A 26,063-nucleotide genomic window follows, 5' to 3' on the forward strand; every position below is an offset into this window, starting at 1 on the left:
TATCATAGGTTGCCTTGGCTGCTGGATAAGTTGCCGTGTAGCCGTCTTTGTAACCTTGACTAACTTTACTCAGATCGGCTGCTGGCTTACCAGCGGAACCATCTGCGGTTCCGGCATCTGACCCAGTCTTTTTATCATCCGTGTAGCTCTGCTGACCAGCCGCATAACCGGCACTGTAACCAGCGCTCGTTTTAGTCGGGTCTGCTGGCTGTCCAGCTAAACCTGTCTTGTCACCAGCTTGATAATCGTTATCATAACTGGCTTTTGCGGTTGTATAGGCTGTCGAATAAGCCGTTTGATAATCGGTACTTTGCTTGCTGTTATCGGCAGCCGGCTTCCCCGCTGAGCCATCACTATTACCGGCTTGAGTACCATCAAAGGTATCCTTAGCTTTATTATATGCAGCCGCATATGCATTTTGATAAGTTTGTGACTTCGTACTGTTATCTACAGCAGCCTCACCAACTGAACCATCACTCTTACCTGCCGCTGCACCAGCATTCGTATCATAACCAGCAGTATAACCATTCTGATAAGCTACAGTCTGGGTTGAGGTATCAACTTTATCTTTGCTAGCAGTAGCGTCACTACCACCAGCCGCAAAACCAGACTTATATTCTCCACTAGCCGTATTGAATGCTGTCTTATAAGCATCTTGATATATCTGAGATTTACCTGCCATGTCACCAGGATTAGTTGCACCAGTTTCACCCAAAGCAGTACCATCATGCGTACCTTCAGTACTTTCATATCCTTGCTGATACCCCGAAATATAGTCAGTTGAATTATTAGCAGTAGTTAATTGCGTACTAGTTTGTTCAGTCTTTCCAGCAGCATAGTCAGCCTTACCAGCGGCGAGTCCTTGATCATACGTACCTTTATTAACGTAAGTAATATCACCACCAGTAGCAATCGTAACTACTTGTTGATTATCACTTGTCGTTGCTTTGGCATTTACATGAGTCAAATCAAACATCTTGTCAGTACTGCTCTGGCCCGTACCGTGATAAACCAAAGTTGTCGCACCCACAGTGTCGGCTTGATTAATGGTTGCCTTCTGCGGTCCAACAGCACTACCGCCGTTATCAGTTTCAGTCAACGTTGCTGTATTATCGGTTGTATTGATTTCAACGTGTGAAACATCACCATCGCTCCAAGTCTTATCAACCATGATGACATTTTTAGTTTTGGTATCAATCGTTATTTGGGTTGTCCCACCATCAGAATCTTTTTGAACTGGCAGTGTAGTAGTCCCAACCATCAACGTACCTGCTGAGTGAGTAAAGTCAAGTTTACTTGCATCAACACCGTAGGCAGCTACAACTTTAGCTTGCCCACTAGCTGTCAAACTGATTTCGTATTTACCAGCTATCAAGCTTGAATAAGCACCGCTGATTGTATTACCATCTTGCGTAACTGTCACATCGTCTCGGGTCAAAGAAACTGTTGGCGCAACCGTATTGTCACTAGCAGCCAAGCCAATTTGTGGTGTCGCACCTTCCGGAATTGTTACATCCGCTAATTTAGGTGATGTAGATTCGTATTGTACCGTGTAAGTCGTACCTGCATCGCTACCATTACTGGATGGAATTGCAGTAGCTGCTTTAAAGGTTCCGCCACCCGTGGTGTAACCAGAAACATAACCAGCCACTTGTTGAATTGGAATTGCTTTTAAAGTTGTGGAAAGATCAATTGGATTACCCTTTGCATCCGTAATGGGCGTGGTCGTTCCGGCTTTTACAGCTGGAATTGACGTAGCACCCACAGATGCTTGACTAGCTTCGGGTACAGATGTGCCATCAGGTGTTGTATAAGGCGCAACAGTCCGACTCTTTGCGTTAGCATCAACTTTTTTATAATAGACGTTAATGGTGTTATAAGTACCCTTAGCATCATCAGGCAGCGTACTAGTATTAACAACGTCCATAGTAGTTTGTTGATAATTACCAGTAGTGTCCGTTCCAACAGCGCCAACAAAGGTCCAACCACTAATAACAGGCGCACCGTAACTAGCACTAGTGCCTGAAGTGGTTTCCTCAACGTCCAACGTGTTACCAACATTAGCATTGATTTGAGTCTGTGCCTTTACCGTGGCACCAGTATCAATATTAAGGTAGTTGACGCTTACTTTTTGTGAAACTTGTTGTAAGTCGTACGATGTGATTCGTCCTTGTACGGTCACACCTGCACCACTACCACCTAATGCACCAAATAGTGCAATAGATGAAGCACTCGGCAATTTAACGTTATCAGTAACGATTTTTCCTAGAGGCTTGTCTGTCGTTGAACCGCTGGGATTATATGCAGATACTGCCAACGTCCCGGTAACATTGCCATCTGTACCCACACTACCATCATTTGGTTTCCAGTTAACATCGAAGAGAACATCCAGTGTATCACCTTCATTCTCCCCTACAGTCGCATATGGACTATCATCGTCTAGCTGATTGGTATTCTTGTCTTTTACATACTGAGCATTAACACTATTTGTGGTATCTAATGTTAAATTATTGAATCCACCACCATCCGTAGGATCGTAGGAGCCTTGACTATCTGTCTGACGGATAGTCAAGGTACCAGGGGCAGTATCGTGGTCATTTTTTTTACCACTGGTATAACCATCAAACCCTAAAAACGTAGTATCTTTCTGCCCTTGAATCCCAATGTCAATTGCGGCATTACTACTGCTACCAATACCTGCAAGTTGCGGGTTGACTGGTTGTAAGATAATGCCGACACCACCACCAGGGTCATTTTTGCTCATATACCATTCACCCTGAATATCGAAATTAGAAGTGGTATCAATTTGATTCTTAAAGGAATATGAACCAGCAGCGCCCGTAGTATCTGCAGCCAGCAATACCCATTGTTTCTGTTTACTGTCGCGATAGACCTTGCCAAAGTTATCGAACTGCTGACCCTTTGTGGCAACAACAACATGTGGCGTGGCATCCTTATTATTTTGCCCACCTTGACCCGAAAAGTTACCGTCAGTTGTGGTGTAATAGGTATTACCATTATCGGTAACTGCTGTTAAGTCGCCAGTAACATCTTTAGACATATCAGCAGTGCTTGCAGTTTGACCACCACCAGTTGCTGGAGCTGGCTTTGTTTTTGATACATCACCTTTATCGTCGATGTATTCACCATTTAATTGATCAATTGTCTTCAAACTAGTCGGTGCATTCGAAGTCGTAGTTGGCGTGTCAGTTTGGGCAGCGCTTGCATTGCTCTGGTCTACATTCGACGTTTCAGACGTCGCATCTACTTCATACTTAAATTGTGGCTGTGCCGTATTGTTAGTCGCATTACCCGTTGCTGTTTCTTTAGTACTTGTAGATGTTGAGGTATTTGCTTGAGTTGTAGCCGTTGCAGTATCAGTGCTTGACCCTTCGTTACTTTTTTGGTCAGTACTACTCCCATCAGTAGATTGACCCTGTGTTGTACTACCAGAAGCAGCTGAACTCTGAGTGCCTGCCTGATCACTATTAGTGCTGCTCGTAGGCGTCTTTACCTGTGCCGTGATTGCAACACTTGGCTTAACGTCAGCGTATGCAGTTTGGTTCAAAAACATCCAAGAGCCCATCGCCATCATAGAAATACTTGCAAAGAGAAAATTCTTCCCTGCTTTGTACATCTTATAGTGTCTGGTCTCGTTACATTTCATAAGCTTATTTCGATTTCTCAAAATTACACTTTCTTTCATTAAAACCCGTTTTAATTCTTGTTCATGTCTATTCAATACAATATCTATACAAATTCAGTTCTGTACTTCCCTGATAACCGATGGGTAATCTTTATCGTTTCTAGCATACCTATCCCCCTCTTTCACAGGTGTAACTGTTCAAGCATCACATAGCCGATACGCAACTTCTCCATAACGTAAAGGCAACACCTGTTCTCTGAAATCTATCATAAATAGATTATTGCTCATACAACAGTATTGTAGTTCATAAATAATATTATTTACAGAGATACGGACGATATTTCTGATAAAAATATACGATTTTTTTCTATTAAATCGCTAAAAAATAAACTATACCAAACAAAGGTCTATAATATTTTACTAATAAGTAGTAAAAGGACTAAAAGTGCTGTCCGCATTCTTAGTCCCTTTAAAATATATTTAATTAACTTTAAATTCCTAAATAAAATTTAGCAAACAATGCCGCTGCTACTGCACCAAAGAATGGCGCAATACCAGGCACGATTAAACCGTATTGCCAGTCACTGTCCGCCTTATTTTTAATGGGTAAAATGGCATGTGCAATCCGTGGGCCGAGATCCCGGGCTTGATTCATGGCGAACCCAGTAGGACCACCCAGTCCCATACCGATTGCCCAGACCACTAAGCCAACACCAATTGGTACGATGCCTGGAATGTGAATCCGAGAAATCGCCAAAATAGAAGTTAAAAATAAAAACGTATCGAAGAATTCGACAAAGAAATTCCGTGGCAAATTCCGTACTGCTGGTGACGTTGAAAAAATATTACGAATCGTCACTGGATCAACTTTATCATAAGAATGTTTGAATGAATCAGCGTACATCACGTACACGATTAACGCACCGACAACCCCGCCGACCATTTGAAAAATAGCTGTTTCAATAAATGTAATGAAGGTCATGTTGCCTAATAAAAACATGCAGAAAGCCATTGCTGGGTTGATTGTTACGTTACCAAAAATAAATAGCGCAACTGAAATACCAAATGCCCAAGTCGTAATCGCAAACAAGTGACCTGAACCATGATATTTTGTATCGTTTAATACTGTGTCAGCGTGGACACCCACCCCAAATAAAATCATTAGGGCTGTGCCCATAAACTCTGCCATTAATTGATGCATCTCTCTTATGCCATCCCAATCTTTAATTGTTTGTGTGTGACTGTACTATCTTTTTTAACAAAAAAATACCTCTGAATTCGTTGACTGGCGAACTTCAGAGGTATGACTAACTCTGTCGTTAATGACTACGCAACTGTATTATGATCGTTTAAAACATGCTGAAATGCAACCATGTCTTTACTAGGGTTAGCTTTAAATAATCCCTTGATATGAGTATTTTCATCCGTAACGACGACAAAGTACTCGCCCGTTTCTTCCTTAGACTTTTCAAAGGTTTCGTATTCACCTTTGAACCCGTTTTTTCTAAAAAGACCGATGATTTTTAACATTTCTCGTTGACTGACTTCTGTTTCGTTATCCAAAATTCTGTTACTCCTGTTCGATTATTTATATACAATGTTGAATTGATACTACTGCGATTTAGCGCAGAAAAATGATCACCCACGGGACAGACGAAACGCCCGTTAGTGACCACTTTTTTGACTTATTTTTATGTTATATAGCTGAAACGTGTTATGTAGACCAGACCTTACACTCCGCGGTCTAAACGGTCTACTCCACACTCTGATTCTATATAGCCGAAACGTGTTCCAGCAGGCAAGGAGCTATGTGTAAGTCAATGTTGGCATAAATCCAAACCCGGGATTTTTGCCAACATCACCTTACACGCCGCTCCTTAACCGCCTGCTTTCACACTCTAGCCTAACTTACTCTTTCCCAATACCTTCAACTTCTCATCGAAGTCATAGATGACTGGTTGGCCCGTCTTCATTTCCAAGTTGATGATATCTTCATCTGAGATACCCTCAATGTACTTGCTCAAAGCACGTAATGAGTTACCGTGAGCTGCAATGATGACGTTCTTGCCATCTAACAACTTAGGTGCAACTTCATCTTCCCAGAAAGGCATAACCCGTTCCAAGGTAACCTTCAAGTTTTCGCCACCAGGTACGATGTTAGGGTCCAAGTTAGCATAACGACGATCGTTAGCTGCTGATCCTTCATCATCTGCACTCAGCAATGGAGGCAAAACATCGTATGAACGACGCCAGATGTGGACTTGTTCGTCACCGAACTTCTTAGCTGCTTCAGCCTTGTTTTGGCCTTGCAAAGCACCATAGTGACGTTCGTTCAAACGCCAAGTCTTGGTTTCTGGAATCCAGAGTTGGTCTGAATATTCCAAGGCGTAGTGCAACGTCTTGATAGCACGAGTCAATACAGAAGTGTAAGCATAGTCGAATTCAATGCCTGCTTCCTTGATCAACTTACCAGCGTTGATAGCTTGCTTAACACCTTCATCACTAAGGTCAACGTCAACCCAACCAGTAAATTGGTTAGATAAGTTCCATTCACTTTGACCATGACGGATCAATACTAATTTAGCCATTAGTTAAATACCTCTTTCTTCTTTTAATTACCCAAACTATTTTACACCAAATCAACTGTAATTCCAGTCCCAATTCGCTTTTCACATTAGGAAAGCGGGTTCAATCCTTTCATAGATTGAACCCGCTTAAAAAGATTAATTATTTGTGAACTGATTTGCACACCTAATTCTGGTAATCGTTAATGATTTTGTGGTTGCTCTTCCAGAAACCGACTTTCACGACACCCACCAGTTTACTCTTTGGTACGAAACCATAAACTCGGCTATCTTCGGAAACGCTCCGGTGATCCCCCAGCACGAAGTAGCAATTCTTTGGCACTTTATTGACACGGTTATTGCCAATAGCTAAGCTCCACTTGTTGCTCCAGTCGTTTTGACGAGCGGCGGTGACTAAGTTAAACCCGTTATTGTAACCAGAAAGAGTGCCCCCCTGCTGTTCGTACTTAGAAATGTAGTTTTGAGATTGATACTTACCGTTGACGTACAATTTTCCCGTCTTACTGTAACGGATCGAATCACCTGGCATACCAATGACCCGCTTGACGTAATTTTCCTTTGGTGCCGCGTTAGGGTCAACCCCAGAAGCATCAAAAACGATCACTGAATTGTGTTTTACCTTAGCTGTTTTAACCGCCACGACATGTTGGCCATTTTTCAAATTCGGTTCCATTGACGCACCAGAAACGTTGACTGGTACCAACCAGAGAAAGCGAATCCCAACAGCCAGCAATAACCCGATTGCAACAGGTATCAACCACGAGAGTGTTTTTTTCAAAATAAAACCTCCAATATGTTAATCAACATCCGCACCGTTAGTCGTCCGACCGCCAGCGTTGACGTCGTTCTTTAATTTTCTTTTTTAATTCTTTAGGCGCCACGTACAGGCCGTGAGCCTTTTTAACTCCCAGAATATCTAGGAAGAAAGTGAAGATGGGGACACTAACAATCAATCCCCAGATGCCCCACATCGCTTCACCTGCCAATAATACCACGAATGTATAGAAAATTGGCAGTTCAGTTTTACTGGACATCAGCTTAGGATTTAACACGTAAGCTTCGATGGCATGAACCACCAGCAGCAGAATCAAAATCGTTGCCACATCCCTGGCACCGCCAACCGCGTAACCCAGAATACTGAGTGGGATTGCTGAAATGATGACCCCCGCTACTGGTACCAAACTGAAAATGAAGATCATGATTGCCACTGCCAATAGTTGCGGAATGTGAAGAAAGGCAAGACCAATGGTTGTGATGGCCGTGTTAAACAGCGCGATTAAGAACTGCGCTTCTAAGACGACCCCAAAAGTATCCGCAAATTTGTGACCGAAGTAAGAGATATCCTGGAAAAACCAGCCATAATCACTGCTCAGAAACAGCTTAGAAAAAGCTTCCATGGGCCTTAGCTCGATGGTATAAAAAAAGCTTAGGATGATTGACAAGACAATTGTCACACCAAAGGAACCGATACTTGTAATGTAGTCCACGAGGACCTTTAAGCCACTTCTGACCTGTGGCAAAAGATTGGATTTACCAAGCCAGTCTGAAACTAATTTAACCGTCTGATTGGTATCATTAGCCGAATTCTGATAGAAATTGTAAATCGACTGAACACCCGAAACCACCTGAACAGTAATCTTAGGAATGTAAATGGTAATAGCGAAGTAAAGCCCAATGATGAGTAAGGCATAAACCACGATGACAATAAGTTGATAGGGTATCTTTACGTGATGCTGAATTCCCCTGATCAGCCTGATAATCAAAAACGTGAAGATAAAAGTCAGTAAAATCTTACTCATTTCAGATCTGACTAGCCACAGTACCCCAATCAGAATACCTAAAACGACCCACCGTCTTAGGACAACATTGTTAACAAATCGCTGATATAAACTCATGGCGTCCCTTCCCTCTTACGGATAGATTCAAATAGCCCTTGTGGTCACACAACATCGTGGCCAAACAAGGACCATCACTGTTATTTATAATTTTTTTGTGCGTATGATTTAAACGAAATACCAGCTTTATTAGCAGCAATCAACCCACTTCTAATATCCTGATCCGAAAAACTGCCAGCTGAAACGCCTACTGATGATAACGTTTTGCGGGCACTGGCGATTTGCGCAGCGGTAATCGTCTTCCCATTGATCTCAGTCTGTGACTTCTTAACCGTGAATTCATTGGAACCCTTATAGTTTTTAGCAGCCTGCTTTTCAGTATCCGTTAAACTTGCGGGACCACTAGTGCTGCTTGAGGCTGAACTGTCGGTACTTGCTGAACTATCAGTGGGACTTGTGCTTGTGCTGTTGCTGGCAGTGCCGTCACCGCCATTCTTGATAGCTTTATTATTAGCGCTACGTAGATCCACTGCTTTATTGTAAATATCGGTGTAGTAGGGTTCTTTAGCTTCAGCATCCTTGAAAATCCGATCCAAAGTGGCATTAGAGGCTTCATAAGACTGCCCCTGATTTTGAGTTAAAGCCTGATCGTAGACATCTTGGAACATCTCCGCTTTAAGCTGAACGGTCTTTAATAGAGTCAACGCTGTTTTAGCACGTTTGTTCAGTGTTGACAGCCCAGTTTTGGCATTTTTGACCTTCGTATAGTCTGACTTTGCAGTACCAAACTCATGATCAGACATTGCTGATTCAGCTGACACAAAGTTTTGAGTTTGAGTCAAATACCCCTGCGCTTGTTTATCGTTAGTACGGTGCCGCAATGCTTCTTGAAACGACGATTCAGCAATAGAATAGTTCTTTTTGTTGACCGCTTCTTTCCCAGTCATCATCGCTGTCGAATAAGCTTTTTGCGTCATGTGATGACCCGTAAAGGCGACACCGCCAACAACGGCGATAATCACGACAGCCACGATAGTCCAGATCCACTTCTTCAATGTAATTCCTCCCACTTTCGGTATCTTATTTTTCATTATAACATGTTGCCAATTCCTACGGCAGTAGCGATTAACAAGATTATCTAAAAGCTAAAAAATACTCGCTTGACGAAAAGGCGTATAATTGATAAGTATTAATTATTGCATTTAATAAAGAAAGGATTGAAATTCATGCTTGAAAAGACGTTTTACAAAACCTTTCTGAGCCGTTCATTTAATATTCCAGTTAAGGTCACTTACTGGGACGGCAAAACAGAAACTTACGGAGATGGCGACCCTGAAGTTCACATTACTTTGAACGAACCCATTCCAATTAACGATATTCGTAAGAATGCTTCGATTGCCCTGGGTGAAGGTTACATGGATAAAAAGATTGAAATCGACGGCAGTATCGAAAAGTTGATCACCGCAGCCTACGAAACCGCCGACAGTTTCTTCCATAACAGTAAGTTCATCCACTTCCTGCCGAAGCAAAAACACGACGAGAAGGAAAGCAAACAAGATATCCAAAGCCACTATGATCTAGGAAATGACTTCTACAAATTATGGCTGGATAAAACGTTGACTTATTCCTGTGCCTATTTCGAACATCCAGATGATGATCTGGAAACCGCACAGATCAATAAGGTGCACCACATCATCAATAAGCTTAACCCGCAACCTGGCAAAACGTTGCTGGATATCGGCTGTGGCTGGGGCACTTTAATGTTAACTGCTGCCAAGGAATATCATTTAAAGGTCACCGGTGTCACACTCAGCCAGGAACAATATGATTTGGTTCAGCAACGAATCACCGATGAACACTTGGAGGATGTTGCTGAAGTATTACTGGTCGACTACCGTGAACTGGGCGATCGCCAGTGGGACTATGTAACTTCCGTTGGCATGTTCGAACATGTTGGGGAAGAAAACCTCGGCGAATACTTCAAGGATGTTGCTAAGTATCTGCGACCAAACGGTGTGGCGCTGATTCACGGCATCACCCGTCAAGGTAAGGGTGCTAACAACGGCTGGTTGAACAAGTGGATTTTCCCAGGTGGTTACGTCCCAGGTTTAACGGAAAATATGCAGCATATTTTGGATGCCGGTCTACAGCTAGATGACTTGGAAACCTTGCGGCGGCACTACCAAAAAACGACGGAAATTTGGGATAAAAACTTCAAAACGCATGAATCGGAAATCACCAAAATGATGGATGAACGCTTCACGAGGATGTGGGATCTTTATTTGCAGGCGTGTGCGGCGTCCTTCGCATCGGGTAATATTGATGTCATGCAGTTCTTGGTGTCAAAGGGACCTTCTTCAAAGGAGTTACCGATGACGAGGGGATATATGAATAAGTAAGGTGCGGAAACAAGCGGTTAGAGACTGGAGTCCTAACGTATTAGTACTGTAAATCCCGGGCTTGGATTTATAGTGCTGATGCGTTAGGCGCAAGTCTCTGCTTGGTGGAGCCCGATTAAGTAAGGTGCGGAACCAGGCGCTTAGAGAGCGGAGTGTAAGGTGCTTCCGGCAAAAATCCCGAACTTGGATTTATGCCGGAAGTAACTTACATGCAGCTCTCTGCTTGGTGGAGCCTGATTAAGTAAGGTGCGGAACCAGGCGCTTAGAGAGCGGAGTGTAAGGTGCTTTCGGCAAAAATCCCGAACTTGGATTTATGCCGGAAGTAACTTACATGCAGCTCTCTGCCTGGTGGAGCCCGATTCGGCTATATAAACAAAATCACCCAAAAAAGCAGCGCAACCCACTCGAGGTTACGCTGCTTTACTATTCACACGGGCTTAAAAGCCCATAAGTATTCAAATTTAAGTTCACTTACAACACAACCGCCAGTAAGAATACACTGACCAGTCCCACCACCACAGAAAGTGCCATTGAACGCGTGAAGTACGCAATCAATCCAACAATAACTGAGGCAATGATTTCCGGTATATGATGAACAACGTCAAATTGATAAGTCGGGCTCACAAAAACGTCTTTCACGACCAGTGCTGTAAACAGCGAGACTGGTATGAACTTCATCCATTCGTTGAACCATTCCGGAATTTTACGCTGTGTAAAAATCTTGATTGGCAAGTAACGTGGTGCAAAGGCCACGAAGAACCCCAAGATAACTAATAAGAGATGTTGCGCTGTATTCCAGTGATTTACTGCTGCCATATCTGTCCCCTACTTAACTAATTCTCGTCCGACTCTTCTTCGACTGCTGCTTCTTTGCTGGCTGGACTCCTAACTTTATATAGGAAATGACTGCCCGGCTTCTTGTTACGTAAATAATGCTCCAAAGCAAACCCGATAAATGATGAAATCAACGTTGAAATAACTAATCCTAACGTACTCTTTGTCAATACGAGGAAGAACACTGCCAATACCGCTGCAATCAAACCGATGAAAATCGTCAGCCGGTTCTTAACCTGCATGATGATCATGTAGAGGAACAGCGCCGTAAGCGCAAAATGAACCACCGTTAAATCAATCTTTAGGGCACTCCCGACTAAACTACCGATAATGTTACTAATGGTCCAAAACAGTAAGGAATAGTGTTCAACCATTAGTGCTTCACGGGGTGTCCACTTCTTATCAGTGGCAAATTTTAAATAGTTCACCGCGTAGTTTTCGTCGTTCATCGAAACCGCAAAGATCAACTTAAATCGTTCTGATGTTCCCACCAAATACTTGGATAGACTTGAACCAAGCAACGCATAACGCAATTCCAAGAAGAACAGCATTAACACGATAGACAGTAATGGTGCATTGATCGTTAGCATGGACGCAATCATAAATTGCGCACCGCCTGAAAAAATAAAAATTGACACAAGCCCGGTTAAAATCGTATTGAAACCGGCAGCATGCAACAGCACACCGCAAGCTAATCCGATTGGAATATAACTTAAGTTCAATGGCATAGCAACATTGAGTGTTGAACGCCATTTGGGCTCGTTAGGGTTTGGCACTTGTTTTGTCAAGAATGATGCCTCCATAAAAGGTAGAGTGGCGAAGCAGACGCTTAGGGAGCAGCATCTAAAAAGTAACTTCCTGTCTGCTGGAGCACGTTTGACACAAGATAATGACTCATGTTAAGTCACTCTTATCAAAGTCGTGCATCCGCTCCATAAATCGACAATTACACAATACAAGGACATTTTACCATGTTTCATCCCGTTTTCCTACGGTGTTTTCACAAGTTAGCTGGACAAAAAAACAATAAATTCATCTTACATTTTTCCGTTATTAATTTAATTTACAAACAATATTAAATATTATTTTATTAAAGTCCGTAATTAACGTTTATAAACGGTTGGTAGTTAGAATAATGATAAAAAGTCACGCCAAGTACGAACTATCCAATTTGCCCGTTTTATATCATTAAGCGTTTTAATCGGTAAAGATAAAGTCCCTGATTGGCCAATTTGTGAAATTGATTGACCACCTAACGTAATTTTCACATTCCCAATGGTCGTATTAGTGGCTAACGGTGCCTTCAGCCCATCTTTCTCACGATAATCCGCCCCGAGAGCGACTCTGAACTTAAGTTGCTTTCTCGACTGATTCTTACCAATCCAAACTGTCGTTGGTTTAGCTACCGTTGCTTCAGCGTTCAGACTTTTCCCCATGGGCACTTTAACATTGCCTATTTGGAACGTTTGGGCATTCAGGATTACCGGTTGATAACTAGCGTACACCCAGTTCATTAATTTCCGAGTTTGAATAAAACGTGCTGGGTCTCCAGACTTCTTATTTTGAGCATGCATCACAACGGTAATGATCCGGTGACCATCACGGTTAACGGTGCCGACAAAGTTACCGCCAGCAGCCGTTGAAGTCCCTGTTTTTAAGCCGTCTACGGGTAAATTAGCCTGATACTGACTTTGACCCTTCAGCATTAGATTCCAAGTATGCATCAGTGTCTGGCTGCTGCCCCCCTTATCAAACCACGCCGTACTTAGACGTGTGGTCTGAAGGATCTCAGGATAGGTTTTTAAAATGATCTGTGATAATCGAGCAACATCTTCAGCGGACATGGTATTTTCATCACTTTTGGAAACTGAAGAATAGCCTAACTGACCAGCTTGACCATTAGTGATGCCTGAAGCCGTCACAATATGTGCACTGTTTAAATGCAGCTGTTTGGCAGTTGACCGCATCCGGTTCACAAACTGGTGAGGACTACCTGAAACAGCGTTACCCAAAGCCGAAACCGCCGCGTTAGCTGAAGTAATCAGACTGGCTTGGTACAGCTCACGCACCGTATACTTCCGGTTTGCGCTCAACGGCACGTTCGTCAAATTGGCATTGCGGCTCATCTTGGCGATTTCGGGGCTAATAGCCACCTGCTGATTCCAATGCAACTTGCCAGCCTTAATGTCATTTAACACAATATACGTCGACAGCAACTTAGTCATGGACGCAATCGGTAATTTCTGCTGATCATTTTTCTGATACAAAATCTGGCCAGTTTGCGCATCCACCGCAATCGCTGACTTGACTTGTAGATTAGGACTGGCCGCCTTTGCAGTCAGTCCGCCAAACATTAATGTCATCATGAAAATGCACAAAAATAGCCCGATATGTAGGCTATTTCTTGGAGATTTAACAGTCGTCATGAGTGCCTCCACAGAATTATTTTTCTCGATTGTCTTTTAATTGCGTACCATTTTTGACTGGTAAATGAATGATAAACCGGGTCAGTTTGTCACTTGACGTCACGTAAATATAACCACCGTGCCGATTAACAATACTTTGGGCAATGGCTAATCCTAAACCAGTACCACCCGTGGCTTTAGAACGGGAACCTTCCACTCGATAAAACCGTTCAAAGACCTGTGATAAGGCTGCTTCGGGAATTTTCTTACCATCGTTTTCAACGCTGACCACGACTTCTTCGTCATTCGGTTGCTCAGCACGTAAATTAATGTGCTTACCGCCTTCACCATACTTCAAAGCGTTCGTAATTAAATTATTGAATACCCGACCCAGTTTTTCACCATCCGCTTCAATCCGCACTGGTTTATCAGGTACTTCAATATTGATTGACATGCCCTTTTCACCGGCTTCCAGTTCAAAGCTGGCTTCCAACTGTTCCAACATTTGACCAATATCTAGCTCCGCAATCGACAATGGCGTATCTGTCTGCCGCATTTTCGTATAGACAAAGAGATCATCTACCAAGGATTTCATCTGCTTAGCTTTATTAAAGGCGGTATTCGTATATTTAAGTAACTCCTCTTCTGAATGATACTGCCGATCTTCTACTAAACCCAAATAACCAATGATCGAGGTCAATGGCGTCCGTAAGTCATGACTGACATTAGTGATCAGTTCATCCTTAGATTTTTCAATACGGCGTTCTTCGGTCATCGAAGCAATCACTGAATCAACCAGCGCGTTCACTGAGGTAATCACCCGCTGTGTTTCACCTTTGATGGTAAAGGGAATCCGGTGATCAAAATGGCCATTAGCAATATAATGCAATTCGTCAATAATGTGCCGTAACTGCATCTGCCGATAACGACGAATCAGCCGCCAGTAAACCACGCCAGCATCAAAGATAAGCATTAACGCAATAAAAATGTTCTCCCAGCTCCAGAGTTGGTAGTGGGCTGGCCCAATAATTACCGATCGTTTAATGATAAAAATCCCGTCTTGAAGGCCCGGGTTCGTCTGAATCATTTCGTTTAACAGGACAATCACCGAAAGATTAAGTAACAGCAAAAGCACGACGGTCACGATACCTTCCATGATCAGCGCGCTTTTTTCCCTTGCTGTGAGTTTCATTCCTTTGCTATCTGTATTCATATTTCCCCTAGTGTGTTTCAATCTTATAACCGACACCCCAAACCGTTTGAATAACCTTCTCGCCACCGGTAGCTTCTTCGATCTTATCGCGTAAATGTGAAACGTGAACCATTACCGTTTTGGCTGAAACGATTGATTCCTGTCGCCAAACGCGTTCGAAGATCTCATCCGCTGAAAAGACCCGGTTAGGATGACTGGCTAGTAAGTACAGAATGCCAAATTCCAAGGCAGTCAGATTGACTAACTTCCCTGAGATAGTTTTGACTTCATGGGAATCCTTATTGATAGTTAAGGAACCGATATCTAACACATCCGGCTTCTCGTCAGTGACGTGATCAGAAGCGCGACGCAATAATGACTTAACCCGTGCCATCACTTCAAGTGGGTTAAATGGCTTGGTGACGTAATCATCACCACCACTGACCAGACCTTGAATCTTGTCCATATCATCAGTCTTAGCAGACAGAATCAGGATTGGCAGTTCAGAGTCTTTACGAACTTCCTTGATCACTTCGATACCGCTCATTTCAGGCATCATGATGTCTAAGATCATCAAACCAATATCTGGCGTGGTATGTAGCTTCGTTAAGGCTTCCTTACCATTATAGGCAGTGATTGGATCGTAACCTTCGTTTTTAATATAAATGCCCAGTAATTGAGCAATTTCTTTGTCGTCATCAACAACTAAAATTTTCATGTTTGCACATTCTCCTTATAAATCCAATTCGGTCAATTAAAATGACTTATCAGTCACTTATTCATGCGCGCGCCGGTAGGCTTTAGCCTTCCCGTTTGCTTAGGTCTATCTTACCAAAAGATAGGCCAGCAATCATTATTAATCAATTAACTTAAGGTTCTCATTAAATTTTACAGCAGATTCCGAGAATAAACAAAAAGAAGCCCAGAGAGAAGTCTTGGTAACGGCCTCTCTCGGGCTTCAATAGCTTATAACTGTTAATTATTTGTAGTTAGGTGCAGCTTTAGTTAATTGAACATCATGTGGATGTGATTCAACTAAACCGGCGTTTGAAATCCGAACAAACTGTGCATCGTTGATGAGGTCTTGGACGGTTTCACAACCGGTGTAACCCATCCCTGAGCGTAAGCCACCGACCATTTGGAAAATGATGTCGTCGACGCTACCCTTGTATTCAACACGCGCTTCGATACCTTCTGGCACCAACTTGTTGGCTTCGTTAACGCCACCTTGGAAGTAACGGTCAGCTGAACCGTGTTCCATGGCTGCTAAGGAACCCATACCACGATAAGTCTTGTACTTCTTACCGTTGTCTTCAAAAACTTCACCAGGTGCTTCATCAGTTCCTGAAAGCATTGAACCAAGCATAACCGCGTTACCGCCGGCAGCTAAAGCCTTGACGATATCGCCAGAGTACTTGATCCCGCCATCAGCAATGATTGGCTTGTGGAATTCTTGAGCGACTTCAGCGGCATCATAAATGGCAGTCAGTTGAGGAACACCAACACCGGCAACGACCCGAGTGGTACAAATTGAACCAGGACCGATACCAACTTTCACAACGTCAACACCGGCTTCGAATAAAGCGCGGGTGCCTGAACCAGTCGCAACATTTCCAGCAATCAACGTTGCATCTGGGAATTGGTCACGAATCTGAGCAACCTTCCGTAAAACACCAGCTGAATGACCGTGAGCAGTATCAATAATAATAGCATCGGCACCGGCAGCAAGTAAGCCTTCAGCACGTTCAAACGTATCTGAAGTCACCCCAACAGCTGCGGCAACCAATAGACGGCCTTGGTCATCTACCGCTGCGTTAGCACGAATCTTATCGCTAGCAACAGCTTTAACTTTAGCCACTTCACCAGCTTGTGCTTCTTTGGACATGTTCTTGTGAATGACACCCAGGCCACCGTTATTGGCCATGGCAATCGCCATTGGTGCTTCCGTTACAGTGTCCATGCTGGCACTGAGAAATGGTACGTTTAATTTCAAATTATCAGCTAACTGGACCTTCAAATCGACCTCGTTTGGCAACACATGACTTTCCGCAGGTATAAGTAATACGTCATCAAAAGTAATCCCTTGTTTTTGAAACTTCGAATCCCAATTAGTAGTCATTGAAATGAACGCTCCCTTATTAATTTTTTTGGTATTGTTTGGTAATATACCAGCGACTTTCAGAAAATGCAAGTATTCTCATTAACTTGTAAGATTTTAGTTCGAATTCTAATCAAATAAAGTTCAAAATACGAACTTTAAGCTTGATTTTGAAACAATTTGGGAACAATTTAAATATTTGTCTGAATTTTGTTCGCCACCAAGTGAATTTGGTAAATTTCACATTCAAAATTAAAATCAGTCTGATGACCGATCTTAGTCGATTGATCATCAGACTGATTTTAATTTGCTTTAACGTCTTGTACGACTTTGAGGTGTAGCGCCAAAAAATCCTTGCGTTAACTTGTACTGACGTTTGACTAAGTATGAAGCCAAACCGGCTAGTACACCAAGAATAATCATTGGCCATGCACCCACTGTTGGGTTTAGATATCCTGGTAACAATGCCATCATTGAGAACAGGCCTAACCAAACGATCAGAAAGGCAACAGCACCTACGATACGGATCCAGAGTGCGTAACGGTGTTCCCGTTTTGAGTCGAACACCCGTGGAATCAATGGAAGTGCCAACCCGGCAATAACAGACGACAAAAGAATTGATAAGATACCTACTGGTTGATTAGCCTTTTGTGATGCAGGGGTAATCAAGAACATCACACCAAACATAAAACTGAAAATAGTAAAGAAGTTCAGTCCATTATACAAAGCACTTGGCCAATATGGATCTGGGGCACCAGCTGGACGCTTGGGGCCTTCAACAATTTCTTTAATATGCGCATTAACGTCACCGCCATACATATTTTTGGCAGTTTTACCAGTTTTCTGTCCTTCTAACAATTCAGCTGTGGTGTTTTTAACGATCTCTGCTTTCTTTTCAGTACTTAGCTTAGTCGCTTGTAACGCCTGGTTGAATCTGAACATATAGTCTGCGTTTCTCTTGGTCAAACCAATGTTATCGAAAACTTCATGTTCGTTTTTAACCGTGCTATTGCGATCCTGGTGGACAGCAGCGTTACGTTTGTGTTGCTGCGCGCCAGCATTACGTTTATCGTTCTCGTTTTCGCTCATTTGGGTCTCCTTTTGCTTGTTTTTTCTGGGGGGTATTTGAATGTAGGCGAAACGTGTTTCGACAGGCAGAGAGATTGCTTTCACACTCTTTACTTTTACATAGCCGAAACGTGTTCCAGCAAGCAAGGAGCTATGTGTAAGCCAATGTCGACATAAATCCAAGTTCGGGATTTTTGCCGACATTGGCTTACACGCCGCTCCTTAAACGCTTGCTTCCACACTCTTACACGTTGAACCTAAACTCCACAATATCCCCATCCTGCATCACATAATCCTTACCTTCAACTCTTAACTTCCCGGCATCCTTCACCGCTGTTTCTGATTCGAGCTTATCCAAATCATCAAAAGCCATGACTTCCGCACGAATGAAGCCCCGCTCAAAGTCCGAATGAATAATACCGGCTGCTTGTGGTGCCTTAGTGCCCTTTTTGAAAGTCCACGCTCTAGTTTCCTTACCACCCGCAGTGAAGAAGGTTTCCAGACCTAACAACTTGTATGATGCACGAATCAGGCGGTTTAAGCCTGGTTCCGTCACGCCTTCAGCTTCTAGGAAGTCCGCTTTTTCGTCATCGTCTAATTCGGCAATTTCTTCTTCGGCTTCGGCAGCAACAGCAATAGCTTGTGCGCCTTCCTTAGCTGCGTATGCTTCAATGTCTTTGAAGTACTTCGAGTTTTCTGGATCGGCCATGTCATCTTCGGCAATGTTAGCCACGTAGAGCACTGGCTTGCTGGTCAGCAGAAATAAGCCCTTCACGATTGGTGCTTCATCTTCGTTAAAGTCCATCGTCCGAACGCCCTTGCCAGCTTCTAGCACTGGTTTAATTCTTTCCAGAACGGCCAATTCAGCCTTAGCTGCCTTGTCGCTCCCTTTAGCGGCCCGTTGAACCTTAGCCAAGCGCTTATCAACGGCTTCGAGATCTGACAAACCTAATTCCAGGTTAATCGTTTCAATATCGTCGATTGGGTCGATCTTACCAGAAACGTGGGTAATGTTATCGTCATCAAATGCCCGTACAACGTGTACGATAGCGTCCACTTGACGAATGTTTTCCAAGAACTTGTTACCTAAACCTTCACCCTTGCTGGCACCCTTAACGATCCCCGCAATATCGGTAAATTCAAAAGTGGTTGGAACAACTTTTTTAGCTGGGATCAATTCCTGAATCCGGTCAAGCCGTGAATCAGGGACTTCAACCATCCCGACGTTAGGGTCAATGGTGGCAAATGGATAGTTAGCCATTTCGGCTCCTGCTTTAGTAATCGCGTTAAATAAGGTTGACTTACCAACGTTTGGTAAGCCGACAATTCCTGCTGTTAATGACATAGTAAAGTCTCACTCTTCCTTTTTAGTCAGTTTGTGGTTTCTTTTCTAAAACCTTTTTCAGCTTTTTTTCAAACTCGCGACGACTTAACATCACGATGTGGCCGCATCCGGTACACTTGATTTTAATATCAGCGCCCATCCGGATAATCTCCCAGCGGTTAACACCACATGGGTGCGGCTTCTTCATTTCAACTAAATCACCTAAATCGTACATCGAATCCCTCCTAGTCTAAATGAACGTCGAGAATATCCAGAATCCGGCTTAAGTCATCATCTGACATATACTCGATTTCAATCTTACCTTGACCGTCTTCTTTAGACTCACTGATGGTGACCTGAGTCCCAAATTTTTCTTGAAGGACGTTTTCACCTGCTCGCAAGTATGGTGATTTTTGCTTGATGCGCTTCTTCGGCTTAGCGGCTGTTTGGCCGTTCATCTTGTTAACAACACTCTCCAAAGCACGCACGGTCATTTTCCCATCCGCCGCACGGTTAGCTAAGCTCACCATCTGCGAACGGTCTTTCAATGACAGCAATGTCCGAGCTTGTCCCATAGAAAGCCGCTTCTTTTGCAGTAACTCCTTGACCTGCTTTGGCAGACCCAGTAACCGTAAATAGTTAGCAATATATGGGCGACTCTTGCCTAACCGTGAGGAAACTTGTGCCTGGGTCAGGTTTAAGTTGCTCATCAGCATCTCGTAGGCTTCAGCCTCTTCCAACGGTGTGAGATCTTCACGCTGCAAGTTTTCCATGACGGCGATTTCCATCATCTGGGGTTCAGTCACTTCACGGACGATTGCTGGAATCGTTTCGTTCTTAATCAATCGAGACGCACGAACCCGTCGTTCACCAGCCAAAATCTCGTATCGAGCAACTTCTGGGTCTGGTTGGCGAACAATGATGGGCTGGAACACACCTGATTTTTGAATCGATTTTGCCAGATCCTTTAACGCTGCCTGGTCAAATTTTTGACGTGGCTGATACGGATTTGGGCGGATCTGATCGAGTTTGATATCGATCACTGTTTCTACATCTGGGTCAACGCTATTATCCGCAAATAATGCTTCAATGCCGCGTCCAAGCCCCTTATTATTTTTGTTTGCCATGAGCAGCTGCCACTTCCTTTGCGAGTTGCGAATAAACTTTTGCACCAGTTGACTTAGGGTCATAATCCATAATTGGCAAGCCGTGGCTTGGAGCCTCAGATAACCGAACGTTACGCGGAATAATAGTCTCGTAAACGTTGTCCTTAAAGTATTTCTTCACTTCTTCATTGACCTGGTGTCCCAAATTAGTACGAGCATCGTACATCGTCAGCAAAACACCTTCAATCTTCAGGTTTGGATTGAAATGTTTTCGAACCAGTTGGATCGTATTCAACAATTGACTGAGCCCTTCCAACGCATAATACTCGCTTTGGACAGGGATCAAGATCGAGTTGCTGGCGGTAAAAGCATTAATCGTCAGTAACCCCAATGAAGGCGGACAATCTACTAAAATAAAGTCATATTGGTCTTGGATTGTCTTAACTGCATCCAGTAAACGAGTCTCACGAGCAATCTGACTTGTTAGCTCAATCTCAGCACCTGACAGTTGAATGGTTGCCGGCACAATATCTAAATTTTTATGACTCGTATGTAAAATCACGTCAGTAATGGGTTCTTCATTGACTAAAACATCGTAAATATCTTTTGAAATGGAGGACTTGGCAATACCAACCCCACTGGTTGCGTTTCCCTGTGCATCGATATCCACTAACAATACCCGGTTGCCAAGGTTGGCCAGTCCTGCGCCTAAGTTCACTGAAGTCGTCGTTTTGCCGACTCCGCCTTTTTGATTTGCAAGCGCAATTATATCTGCCATCGGTTTTCGTCACTCCTTTATGATTTTTTCATGATGTCGATAGTAATTCGGTAACTATCGTCATTATCTTCTTCCGTTGTTTTTACTTTTAAACCAGCATTGCTAACCATCTTCAAGGACTTCTTAATGGTATTCACGGCCACCCGGGTATCGGCTGAAACGGACTTGATTCTTGGTTTCGGCTTAGCTTTAGCACGGTGACGCTGAATTAGCCGCTCCGCATCACGGACTGTCAAATGATCAGCAATGATTCGCTTTAGCAGTTCTTCTTGCTGTTTTGGCGTTACGGCCAACAGTGCTCGTCCGTGCCGTTCACTGATTTCCTCATTCATAATAGCTTCTTGAACAGGGTCACTGAGTTTCAGCAATCGCAGCTTGTTAGCAATAAACGATTGGCTTTTACCGACTTCAGTGGCCAGTTGGCTTTGCGTCAGCTTATTAAGCTTCATCAAAGCTTGATAAGCCTGGGCCTCCTCGATGGGCGTTAAGCCTTCCCGCTGCAAGTTTTCAATCAGTGCCAGCGATGCGGTTTCATCATCGGATAAAGATTGAATAATTGAAGGAACTTCACGCCAATTCAATGATTTCACTGCACGGTAGCGACGTTCCCCAGCAATAATTTCGTATTGATGCGGTTCGTACTCCCGTAAGACGATTGGTTGCAGTAAGCCATGATCCGAAATGGTTTGTGCCAATTCATCAATACTGCGCTTATTAAACACGTGACGCGGTTGAAACCGGTTTGGCACAATTGCGTCAACCGGTACCATGACGACTTTCTGTTTGATACTTTCATTATTTTGCTGGTTAGATTTATCATGACCAAATAACGAAAACGCCATCCTAATCGTCCCCCTTTCTAGCTAATCACCCAGCGGTTCTTTGTTTGGCGTTCCAGCCTTACGCGGGTACCGCTTCGGCGTTTGTTTAACCTTGTCAATAACCACAATGTGGCGTTCGTCCCCTGATTCAGGCAAGGTAAATGATTGGTCTAAGCTGAGTTTGCCACCTAATGTTGCAATGGCCGACTGTGAATGTGCCAGCTCGTTTTCAGTCTGCTGGGCCTTTAAAGCAATAAACTGACCGTGCAGTTTAACTAATGGTAAACAGAGTTCACTCAAGACACTCATCCGAGCCACTGCACGCGCAGTTACCACATCGTAAGCTTCCCGATGTTCTGATCGTTTACCGCCGAATTCCTCGGCCCGTGCATGATACACACTAACACCTGTTAGGCCTAAATCAGCAATCAAATCCTTCAAAAAATTGATTCGCTTATTCAGGGAATCCACGATGGTGACTTGCAGTCGCGGAAACAGGATCTTCATCGGTAATGATGGGAATCCCGCCCCAGCACCGACATCGCACAGGGTCAGTTTTTCAGTACGTAGCTCTGGCACATAAAAGGCGGGCGTCACTGAATCATAAAAATGCTTCAGATAAACGTCGCCTCTTTCGGTGATAGTTGTTAAATTAAGATGCTGGTTAGTCTCGACCAAAATTTTAAAATATTGGTCGAACTGTTGCATTTGCTGCTCAGAAACCGTAATTCCTTGGGCTTTTAAGGCAGCAATAAATTGACTGTTATTCATTGAGATCTCCTAAGACATTCTGTGAAACACTTTGTTTCACGCTCTAGTATACTTTACATTAATTATGGTATGTACGCAAGCTCTTAACCGTGGTTATTGCTGGCTATTTTGAACTTTTTTATGTGGAATTTATGCTAAGCTGTTAGCTCATTTCGTTCCACGTTCAGGATAACTCGTCGTGCAGGCGCTCCGGAGCTAGCACCTCGCTACGCTCGGGGCGGATCTCCTCCGTCACCTGATGATGTAACCGAGCAAAGAACGCTCGCTAACGTCATCGACACCACGATTTATCCTGAACACTCCACTGCATTTACTGAGTAGATTTTCGGCCACACAACTACAACGTTGCTGACGCAAATACGGTTCTGTAGAGAAGTCCCCACAACATCAGCGGAACGGAAGGCGCTGGGGCTCAGCGGTGTCGGTGATACTTGGAAGCTGACAGTGGCGAAGCCCTGGCTGCTTTCTAGTATCACGCGAGACGGAGGAGATCCATTTGAGGCTAGAGTGCGGAACGAGGCGTTAAGAGAGTGGAGTATAAGGTGCTTAGACCAAAAACCCCGAACTTGGGTTTATGGTCTAAGTGACTTATATGCAACTCTCTGCCTCGTGGAACACGTTTGGGCCATGTTGCATTAGCTCTGGAGCGAGCCACCGCGTTCCAGCCCCAAGCGCCTGAAGTGGAGCGAAAGTTCTAGCGTTATTTAGCTGTCCGCATACTTTTTCATTATACTAGACAATTCCCATCATTGGAAACAGTCCACCAAATTTCTAGCCAAAATAAATAAACCGCCCCAAGCCCCTTACAGCTTGTGGCGGTTCATTTGTATAGTGGTATAAACAGCGTTATAAACTAAATTAATTTACTTTGACATGTTAGTGACTTCTTCGATGAACCACTTGTTGAAGGCAGCTGCATCGATATCAACACAAACAGAGGCGTTAGTCTTACCGTCGTGGTAGGCACCGCGAATGTCGCCAACCGTTTCGCCCATTGCTGGACCTTCCGTTTGAACATCGACCCACATCTCTTTAGTGGTGATTGCTTCTGGATGAAGCAGATAGAAGATCGTGTTCACATCGTGCATTGCGATGCCGCTGTCTGAGTTATCACCATCGTGAATGATAATGTCATGGAGCATCTTACCAGTTTCGTTTAACGTTGGTAATTTTTCGATACTTTCATGAGTTAACAAAGCCTTCATGGTAATATCCAAACCAACCATCACGATTGGCACACCTGAATTGTAAACGATTCGGGCAGCGTGAGGATCAGTGAAGACGTTGAATTCAGCAGCACTCGTCATGTTACCCATGCCCAATGAGCCACCCATAGCAACGATTCGTTCAATGTTGTCCTTCACTTCTGGATATTCAGAGAACAATAAGGCGATGTTGGTGTACGAACCCGTTGGCACCAGCGTAATCTTTTCATCACTGGCCATGATGGCGTCGCGGAGTGCTTCAACGGCACTCTTGTTCATTGGCTTTGGTAAATCTTCTGGGAAGTCATATCCGGGCATTCCTGATTCACCATGGATCCGAGCGGCATCTTCGAATGGCTTGATCAGCGGTTGCTTAGCACCAGCTGCCACTGGGATATCGGAGTTGAAGAAACGAACTAATTTCAGCGCGTTCTTCGTGGTCTTATCCACCGTCACGTTACCGGCAACAGTTGTGATTAGCTTCAAATCGATGTTGTCATCGTTAATCGCCATGGTAATTGCAGCTGCATCGTCGATACCAGGATCGGTATCCATGATAATCTTGATTGTCATAATAATTAGCCTCCATGCTAAAATTTTTCTTATAGTAAAGCACTTAAAACCAAATCAATGAGAAACAATCCGCCTAAAACGTACATTGCTGGACTAACATTTCGGCCATCGCCACTTGCCAATCGTAAAATTGGGTAGAAGACGAAGCCGAATGCCAGTCCCGTTGAAATACTGTTGGTTAGCGGAATCAGCACAATAATCAGAAACGCCGGAAACCAGGCGGCAAAATCATGCATATCGATTGAGCCAATGGACTCCATCATGATGGCACCGGTAATGATGATCACCGGCGCAATGGCTGCCTGTGGGACGTACGTCAACAGTGGAACAAAGAACGTGGAAATGGCAAACAGGATACCGGCAGTAATAGCCATCACACCAGTTCGACCACCGGATTCGATTCCCGAAGCACTCTCAGCAGCAGCCACAGTTGGGCTAGTACCCAGAAAGCCTGAAATCAAAGCCGTAACAGAACTGGCTTGAAATGCCCGTTTGAACTTCCGGTTATCCGGCAAGATTCCTTGCAAGAGCCCCATGGATTCAAACACGAGGATCATGGTCATAGAGAAAGCGGCCAAGATAAACGGAATCGTTAACGCCTTGGAAAAGTCACCGTGCATCAGGATTTGGTGGTAATCAGCTAGTCGTGATAAATGAACACTGACACCCTGCTCATCACGAATGCCTAAAACGACACCGATGACACTGGTAACCACGATACCAATCAGAAAACCAGCTGGAACTTGCCGCAGAAATAAAATCACACTCAGCAAAATACCAAAGATCGCCAGTAACGTGGCTGGTGCTGTTAAATTACCCAGCACAATCAGCGAATTTTTGCCAGCAACGATCAAGCCAGCCTTTTCCAAGCCAATCTCAACCAGAAACATCCCAATTCCGGCAGTAATACCGCTTTTCAATGAACTGGGGATGGCCTCTGCTAAGACTGAACTTAGCGGCGTAAAGGCCACCACCGCGTAAATTGCGCTGGCAACGATTGAAATAGCTACCGCCACCTGCCAAGACATGCCCATGGTGGCACAAATCGTGTAGGTAAAGAAGGCATTAACGCCCATACCAGGTGTTAAAATCACTGGCGCATTAGCGAAGAAGCCCATGATCAAACAGCCGATAACTGAACTGATGATTGTCGCAAAAACGCTAAGGTCCGTGGGAATCCCAGCATCTTTTAGAATCACTGGATTCACAATAATAATGTACGAAATGGCAAAGAAGCCAGTCAGCCCCGCAATAATTTCTTGCTTCAGCAGCGTCTTATTCTGCCATACCTGTCGTAATGACATCCCGTTCTTTGCTTCAAGTTGTTGCGTTTGTTTCATGTAAATAATCCCTATCCTTTCGTCGTTGAGACGGTTGTGATCGGGGTTGCATCGTTATTCCAAACGATGGGTTTCAGCTGGCA

General features: G+C 43.8%; 23 protein-coding genes. 1 reads left to right on the forward strand and 22 read right to left on the reverse strand.

The window, feature by feature from the left end; genetic code table 11:
* The 7 genes from CES82_RS05725 to CES82_RS05755 all read right to left on the reverse strand — a co-directional run.
* The coding region (locus CES82_RS05725) for a KxYKxGKxW signal peptide domain-containing protein (RefSeq protein ID WP_180245676.1) at nt 1–3,667 on the reverse strand (3,667 nt) is incomplete at its 3' end.
* A 469-nt stretch (nt 3,668–4,136) separates the two neighbouring features.
* Nucleotides 4,137–4,847 (reverse strand): D/L-lactic acid transporter LarD, encoded by a 711-nt coding sequence (larD, locus tag CES82_RS05730; protein WP_098824393.1) that lies wholly within the window; start codon nt 4,845–4,847, stop codon nt 4,137–4,139.
* 125 nt (nt 4,848–4,972) lie between these two features.
* Complete coding sequence (locus tag CES82_RS05735) at nt 4,973–5,209, reverse strand: hypothetical protein (RefSeq protein ID WP_225364852.1); 237 nt, start codon at nt 5,207–5,209, stop codon at nt 4,973–4,975.
* Between the two features lie 335 nt (nt 5,210–5,544).
* Nucleotides 5,545–6,234, reverse strand: a complete 690-nt coding sequence (locus CES82_RS05740; RefSeq protein ID WP_089108011.1) for a 2,3-diphosphoglycerate-dependent phosphoglycerate mutase — start codon at nt 6,232–6,234, stop codon at nt 5,545–5,547.
* Nucleotides 6,235–6,397: 163 nt separating this feature from the next.
* Nucleotides 6,398–7,009, reverse strand: a complete 612-nt coding sequence (lepB, locus tag CES82_RS05745; protein ID WP_225364853.1) for a signal peptidase I — start codon at nt 7,007–7,009, stop codon at nt 6,398–6,400.
* Between the two features lie 37 nt (nt 7,010–7,046).
* Nucleotides 7,047–8,126 (reverse strand): AI-2E family transporter, encoded by a 1,080-nt coding sequence (locus CES82_RS05750; RefSeq protein WP_098824397.1) that lies wholly within the window; start codon nt 8,124–8,126, stop codon nt 7,047–7,049.
* An 80-nt stretch (nt 8,127–8,206) separates the two neighbouring features.
* Nucleotides 8,207–9,121, reverse strand: a complete 915-nt coding sequence (locus CES82_RS05755) for a hypothetical protein (RefSeq protein WP_098824398.1) — start codon at nt 9,119–9,121, stop codon at nt 8,207–8,209.
* Nucleotides 9,122–9,292: 171 nt separating this feature from the next.
* Here CES82_RS05755 and CES82_RS05760 point away from each other — a divergent pair, with 171 nt between their 5' ends.
* The gene (locus CES82_RS05760; protein WP_098824400.1) at nt 9,293–10,465 is read left to right on the forward strand and encodes a class I SAM-dependent methyltransferase; all 1,173 of its coding nucleotides are present in this window, start codon (nt 9,293–9,295) and stop codon (nt 10,463–10,465) included.
* 471 nt (nt 10,466–10,936) lie between these two features.
* Here CES82_RS05760 and CES82_RS05765 read toward each other — a convergent pair whose 3' ends face one another.
* The 15 genes from CES82_RS05765 to CES82_RS05835 form a co-directional block, all read right to left on the reverse strand.
* A complete protein-coding gene (locus tag CES82_RS05765; RefSeq protein ID WP_098824401.1) occupies nt 10,937–11,281 on the reverse strand; it encodes an AzlD domain-containing protein in 345 nt (114 codons plus the stop codon).
* A gap of 17 nt (nt 11,282–11,298) precedes the next feature.
* The gene (locus CES82_RS05770; RefSeq protein WP_098824403.1) at nt 11,299–12,102 is read right to left on the reverse strand and encodes an AzlC family ABC transporter permease; all 804 of its coding nucleotides are present in this window, start codon (nt 12,100–12,102) and stop codon (nt 11,299–11,301) included.
* A 324-nt stretch (nt 12,103–12,426) separates the two neighbouring features.
* Nucleotides 12,427–13,665, reverse strand: a complete 1,239-nt coding sequence (locus CES82_RS05775; RefSeq protein WP_180245677.1) for a D-alanyl-D-alanine carboxypeptidase family protein — start codon at nt 13,663–13,665, stop codon at nt 12,427–12,429.
* Between the two features lie 76 nt (nt 13,666–13,741).
* Entirely contained in the window at nt 13,742–14,896 is a 1,155-nt protein-coding gene (locus tag CES82_RS05780; protein ID WP_098824817.1) for a sensor histidine kinase, read from the reverse strand.
* A 28-nt stretch (nt 14,897–14,924) separates the two neighbouring features.
* Nucleotides 14,925–15,614: a response regulator transcription factor CroR gene (croR, locus tag CES82_RS05785; RefSeq protein ID WP_098824406.1), complete on the reverse strand. Its 690-nt coding sequence runs from the start codon at nt 15,612–15,614 to the stop codon at nt 14,925–14,927.
* Between the two features lie 261 nt (nt 15,615–15,875).
* Nucleotides 15,876–17,015, reverse strand: coding sequence for an IMP dehydrogenase (gene guaB, locus CES82_RS05790; protein WP_098824408.1), 1,140 nt, complete (start codon nt 17,013–17,015; stop codon nt 15,876–15,878).
* Nucleotides 17,016–17,306: 291 nt separating this feature from the next.
* On the reverse strand, nt 17,307–18,083 hold the full coding sequence (locus CES82_RS05795; RefSeq protein WP_098824410.1) for a DUF1129 family protein: 777 nt from the start codon (nt 18,081–18,083) through the stop codon (nt 17,307–17,309).
* A 223-nt stretch (nt 18,084–18,306) separates the two neighbouring features.
* Nucleotides 18,307–19,407 carry a redox-regulated ATPase YchF gene (gene ychF / locus CES82_RS05800; protein ID WP_098824411.1) on the reverse strand — a complete coding sequence of 367 codons (1,101 nt, stop codon included), beginning with the start codon at nt 19,405–19,407 and terminating at the stop codon, nt 18,307–18,309.
* Between the two features lie 22 nt (nt 19,408–19,429).
* Nucleotides 19,430–19,621 carry a DUF951 domain-containing protein gene (locus CES82_RS05805; RefSeq protein WP_089108022.1) on the reverse strand — a complete coding sequence of 64 codons (192 nt, stop codon included), beginning with the start codon at nt 19,619–19,621 and terminating at the stop codon, nt 19,430–19,432.
* Between the two features lie 10 nt (nt 19,622–19,631).
* A complete protein-coding gene (locus tag CES82_RS05810) occupies nt 19,632–20,513 on the reverse strand; it encodes a ParB/RepB/Spo0J family partition protein (RefSeq protein ID WP_098824413.1) in 882 nt (293 codons plus the stop codon).
* The gene (locus CES82_RS05815) at nt 20,497–21,270 is read right to left on the reverse strand and encodes a ParA family protein (RefSeq protein WP_098824415.1); all 774 of its coding nucleotides are present in this window, start codon (nt 21,268–21,270) and stop codon (nt 20,497–20,499) included. The genes CES82_RS05810 and CES82_RS05815 overlap by 17 nt, the downstream gene beginning before the upstream one ends.
* Before the next feature lie 17 nt (nt 21,271–21,287).
* A complete protein-coding gene (gene noc, locus CES82_RS05820) occupies nt 21,288–22,112 on the reverse strand; it encodes a nucleoid occlusion protein (RefSeq protein ID WP_098824417.1) in 825 nt (274 codons plus the stop codon).
* Between the two features lie 21 nt (nt 22,113–22,133).
* Nucleotides 22,134–22,862, reverse strand: coding sequence for a 16S rRNA (guanine(527)-N(7))-methyltransferase RsmG (rsmG, locus tag CES82_RS05825; protein ID WP_098824419.1), 729 nt, complete (start codon nt 22,860–22,862; stop codon nt 22,134–22,136).
* A gap of 863 nt (nt 22,863–23,725) precedes the next feature.
* Complete coding sequence (gene rihC, locus CES82_RS05830; RefSeq protein WP_098824421.1) at nt 23,726–24,640, reverse strand: ribonucleoside hydrolase RihC; 915 nt, start codon at nt 24,638–24,640, stop codon at nt 23,726–23,728.
* Nucleotides 24,641–24,669: 29 nt separating this feature from the next.
* A complete protein-coding gene (locus CES82_RS05835) occupies nt 24,670–25,980 on the reverse strand; it encodes an NCS2 family permease (RefSeq protein ID WP_098824423.1) in 1,311 nt (436 codons plus the stop codon).
* Nucleotides 25,981–26,063 lie beyond the last annotated feature (83 nt).

It is taken from the genome of Secundilactobacillus silagincola (assembly GCF_002583405.1).
Classification (GTDB): Bacteria; Bacillota; Bacilli; order Lactobacillales; family Lactobacillaceae; genus Secundilactobacillus; species Secundilactobacillus silagincola.

Excerpts from the sequence above, each read along its gene's own strand:
- larD (WP_098824393.1), bottom strand. The coding sequence starts at position 4,847 with ATGCATCAATTAATGGCAGAGTTTATGGGCACAGCCCTAATGATTTTA.
- CES82_RS05740 (WP_089108011.1), bottom strand. The coding sequence starts at position 6,234 with ATGGCTAAATTAGTATTGATCCGTCATGGTCAAAGTGAATGGAACTTA.
- CES82_RS05750 (WP_098824397.1), bottom strand. The coding sequence starts at position 8,126 with ATGAGTTTATATCAGCGATTTGTTAACAATGTTGTCCTAAGACGGTGG.
- CES82_RS05760 (WP_098824400.1), top strand. The coding sequence starts at position 9,293 with ATGCTTGAAAAGACGTTTTACAAAACCTTTCTGAGCCGTTCATTTAAT.
- CES82_RS05765 (WP_098824401.1), bottom strand. The coding sequence starts at position 11,281 with ATGGCAGCAGTAAATCACTGGAATACAGCGCAACATCTCTTATTAGTT.
- CES82_RS05770 (WP_098824403.1), bottom strand. The coding sequence starts at position 12,102 with ATGGAGGCATCATTCTTGACAAAACAAGTGCCAAACCCTAACGAGCCC.
- CES82_RS05775 (WP_180245677.1), bottom strand. The coding sequence starts at position 13,665 with ATGATGACATTAATGTTTGGCGGACTGACTGCAAAGGCGGCCAGTCCT.
- CES82_RS05780 (WP_098824817.1), bottom strand. The coding sequence starts at position 14,896 with ATGAAACTCACAGCAAGGGAAAAAAGCGCGCTGATCATGGAAGGTATC.
- croR (WP_098824406.1), bottom strand. The coding sequence starts at position 15,614 with ATGAAAATTTTAGTTGTTGATGACGACAAAGAAATTGCTCAATTACTG.
- guaB (WP_098824408.1), bottom strand. The coding sequence starts at position 17,015 with ATGACTACTAATTGGGATTCGAAGTTTCAAAAACAAGGGATTACTTTT.
- CES82_RS05795 (WP_098824410.1), bottom strand. The coding sequence starts at position 18,083 with ATGAGCGAAAACGAGAACGATAAACGTAATGCTGGCGCGCAGCAACAC.
- ychF (WP_098824411.1), bottom strand. The coding sequence starts at position 19,407 with ATGTCATTAACAGCAGGAATTGTCGGCTTACCAAACGTTGGTAAGTCA.
- CES82_RS05805 (WP_089108022.1), bottom strand. The coding sequence starts at position 19,621 with ATGTACGATTTAGGTGATTTAGTTGAAATGAAGAAGCCGCACCCATGT.
- CES82_RS05810 (WP_098824413.1), bottom strand. The coding sequence starts at position 20,513 with ATGGCAAACAAAAATAATAAGGGGCTTGGACGCGGCATTGAAGCATTA.
- CES82_RS05815 (WP_098824415.1), bottom strand. The coding sequence starts at position 21,270 with ATGGCAGATATAATTGCGCTTGCAAATCAAAAAGGCGGAGTCGGCAAA.
- noc (WP_098824417.1), bottom strand. The coding sequence starts at position 22,112 with ATGGCGTTTTCGTTATTTGGTCATGATAAATCTAACCAGCAAAATAAT.
- rsmG (WP_098824419.1), bottom strand. The coding sequence starts at position 22,862 with ATGAATAACAGTCAATTTATTGCTGCCTTAAAAGCCCAAGGAATTACG.
- rihC (WP_098824421.1), bottom strand. The coding sequence starts at position 24,640 with ATGACAATCAAGATTATCATGGATACCGATCCTGGTATCGACGATGCA.
- CES82_RS05835 (WP_098824423.1), bottom strand. The coding sequence starts at position 25,980 with ATGAAACAAACGCAACAACTTGAAGCAAAGAACGGGATGTCATTACGA.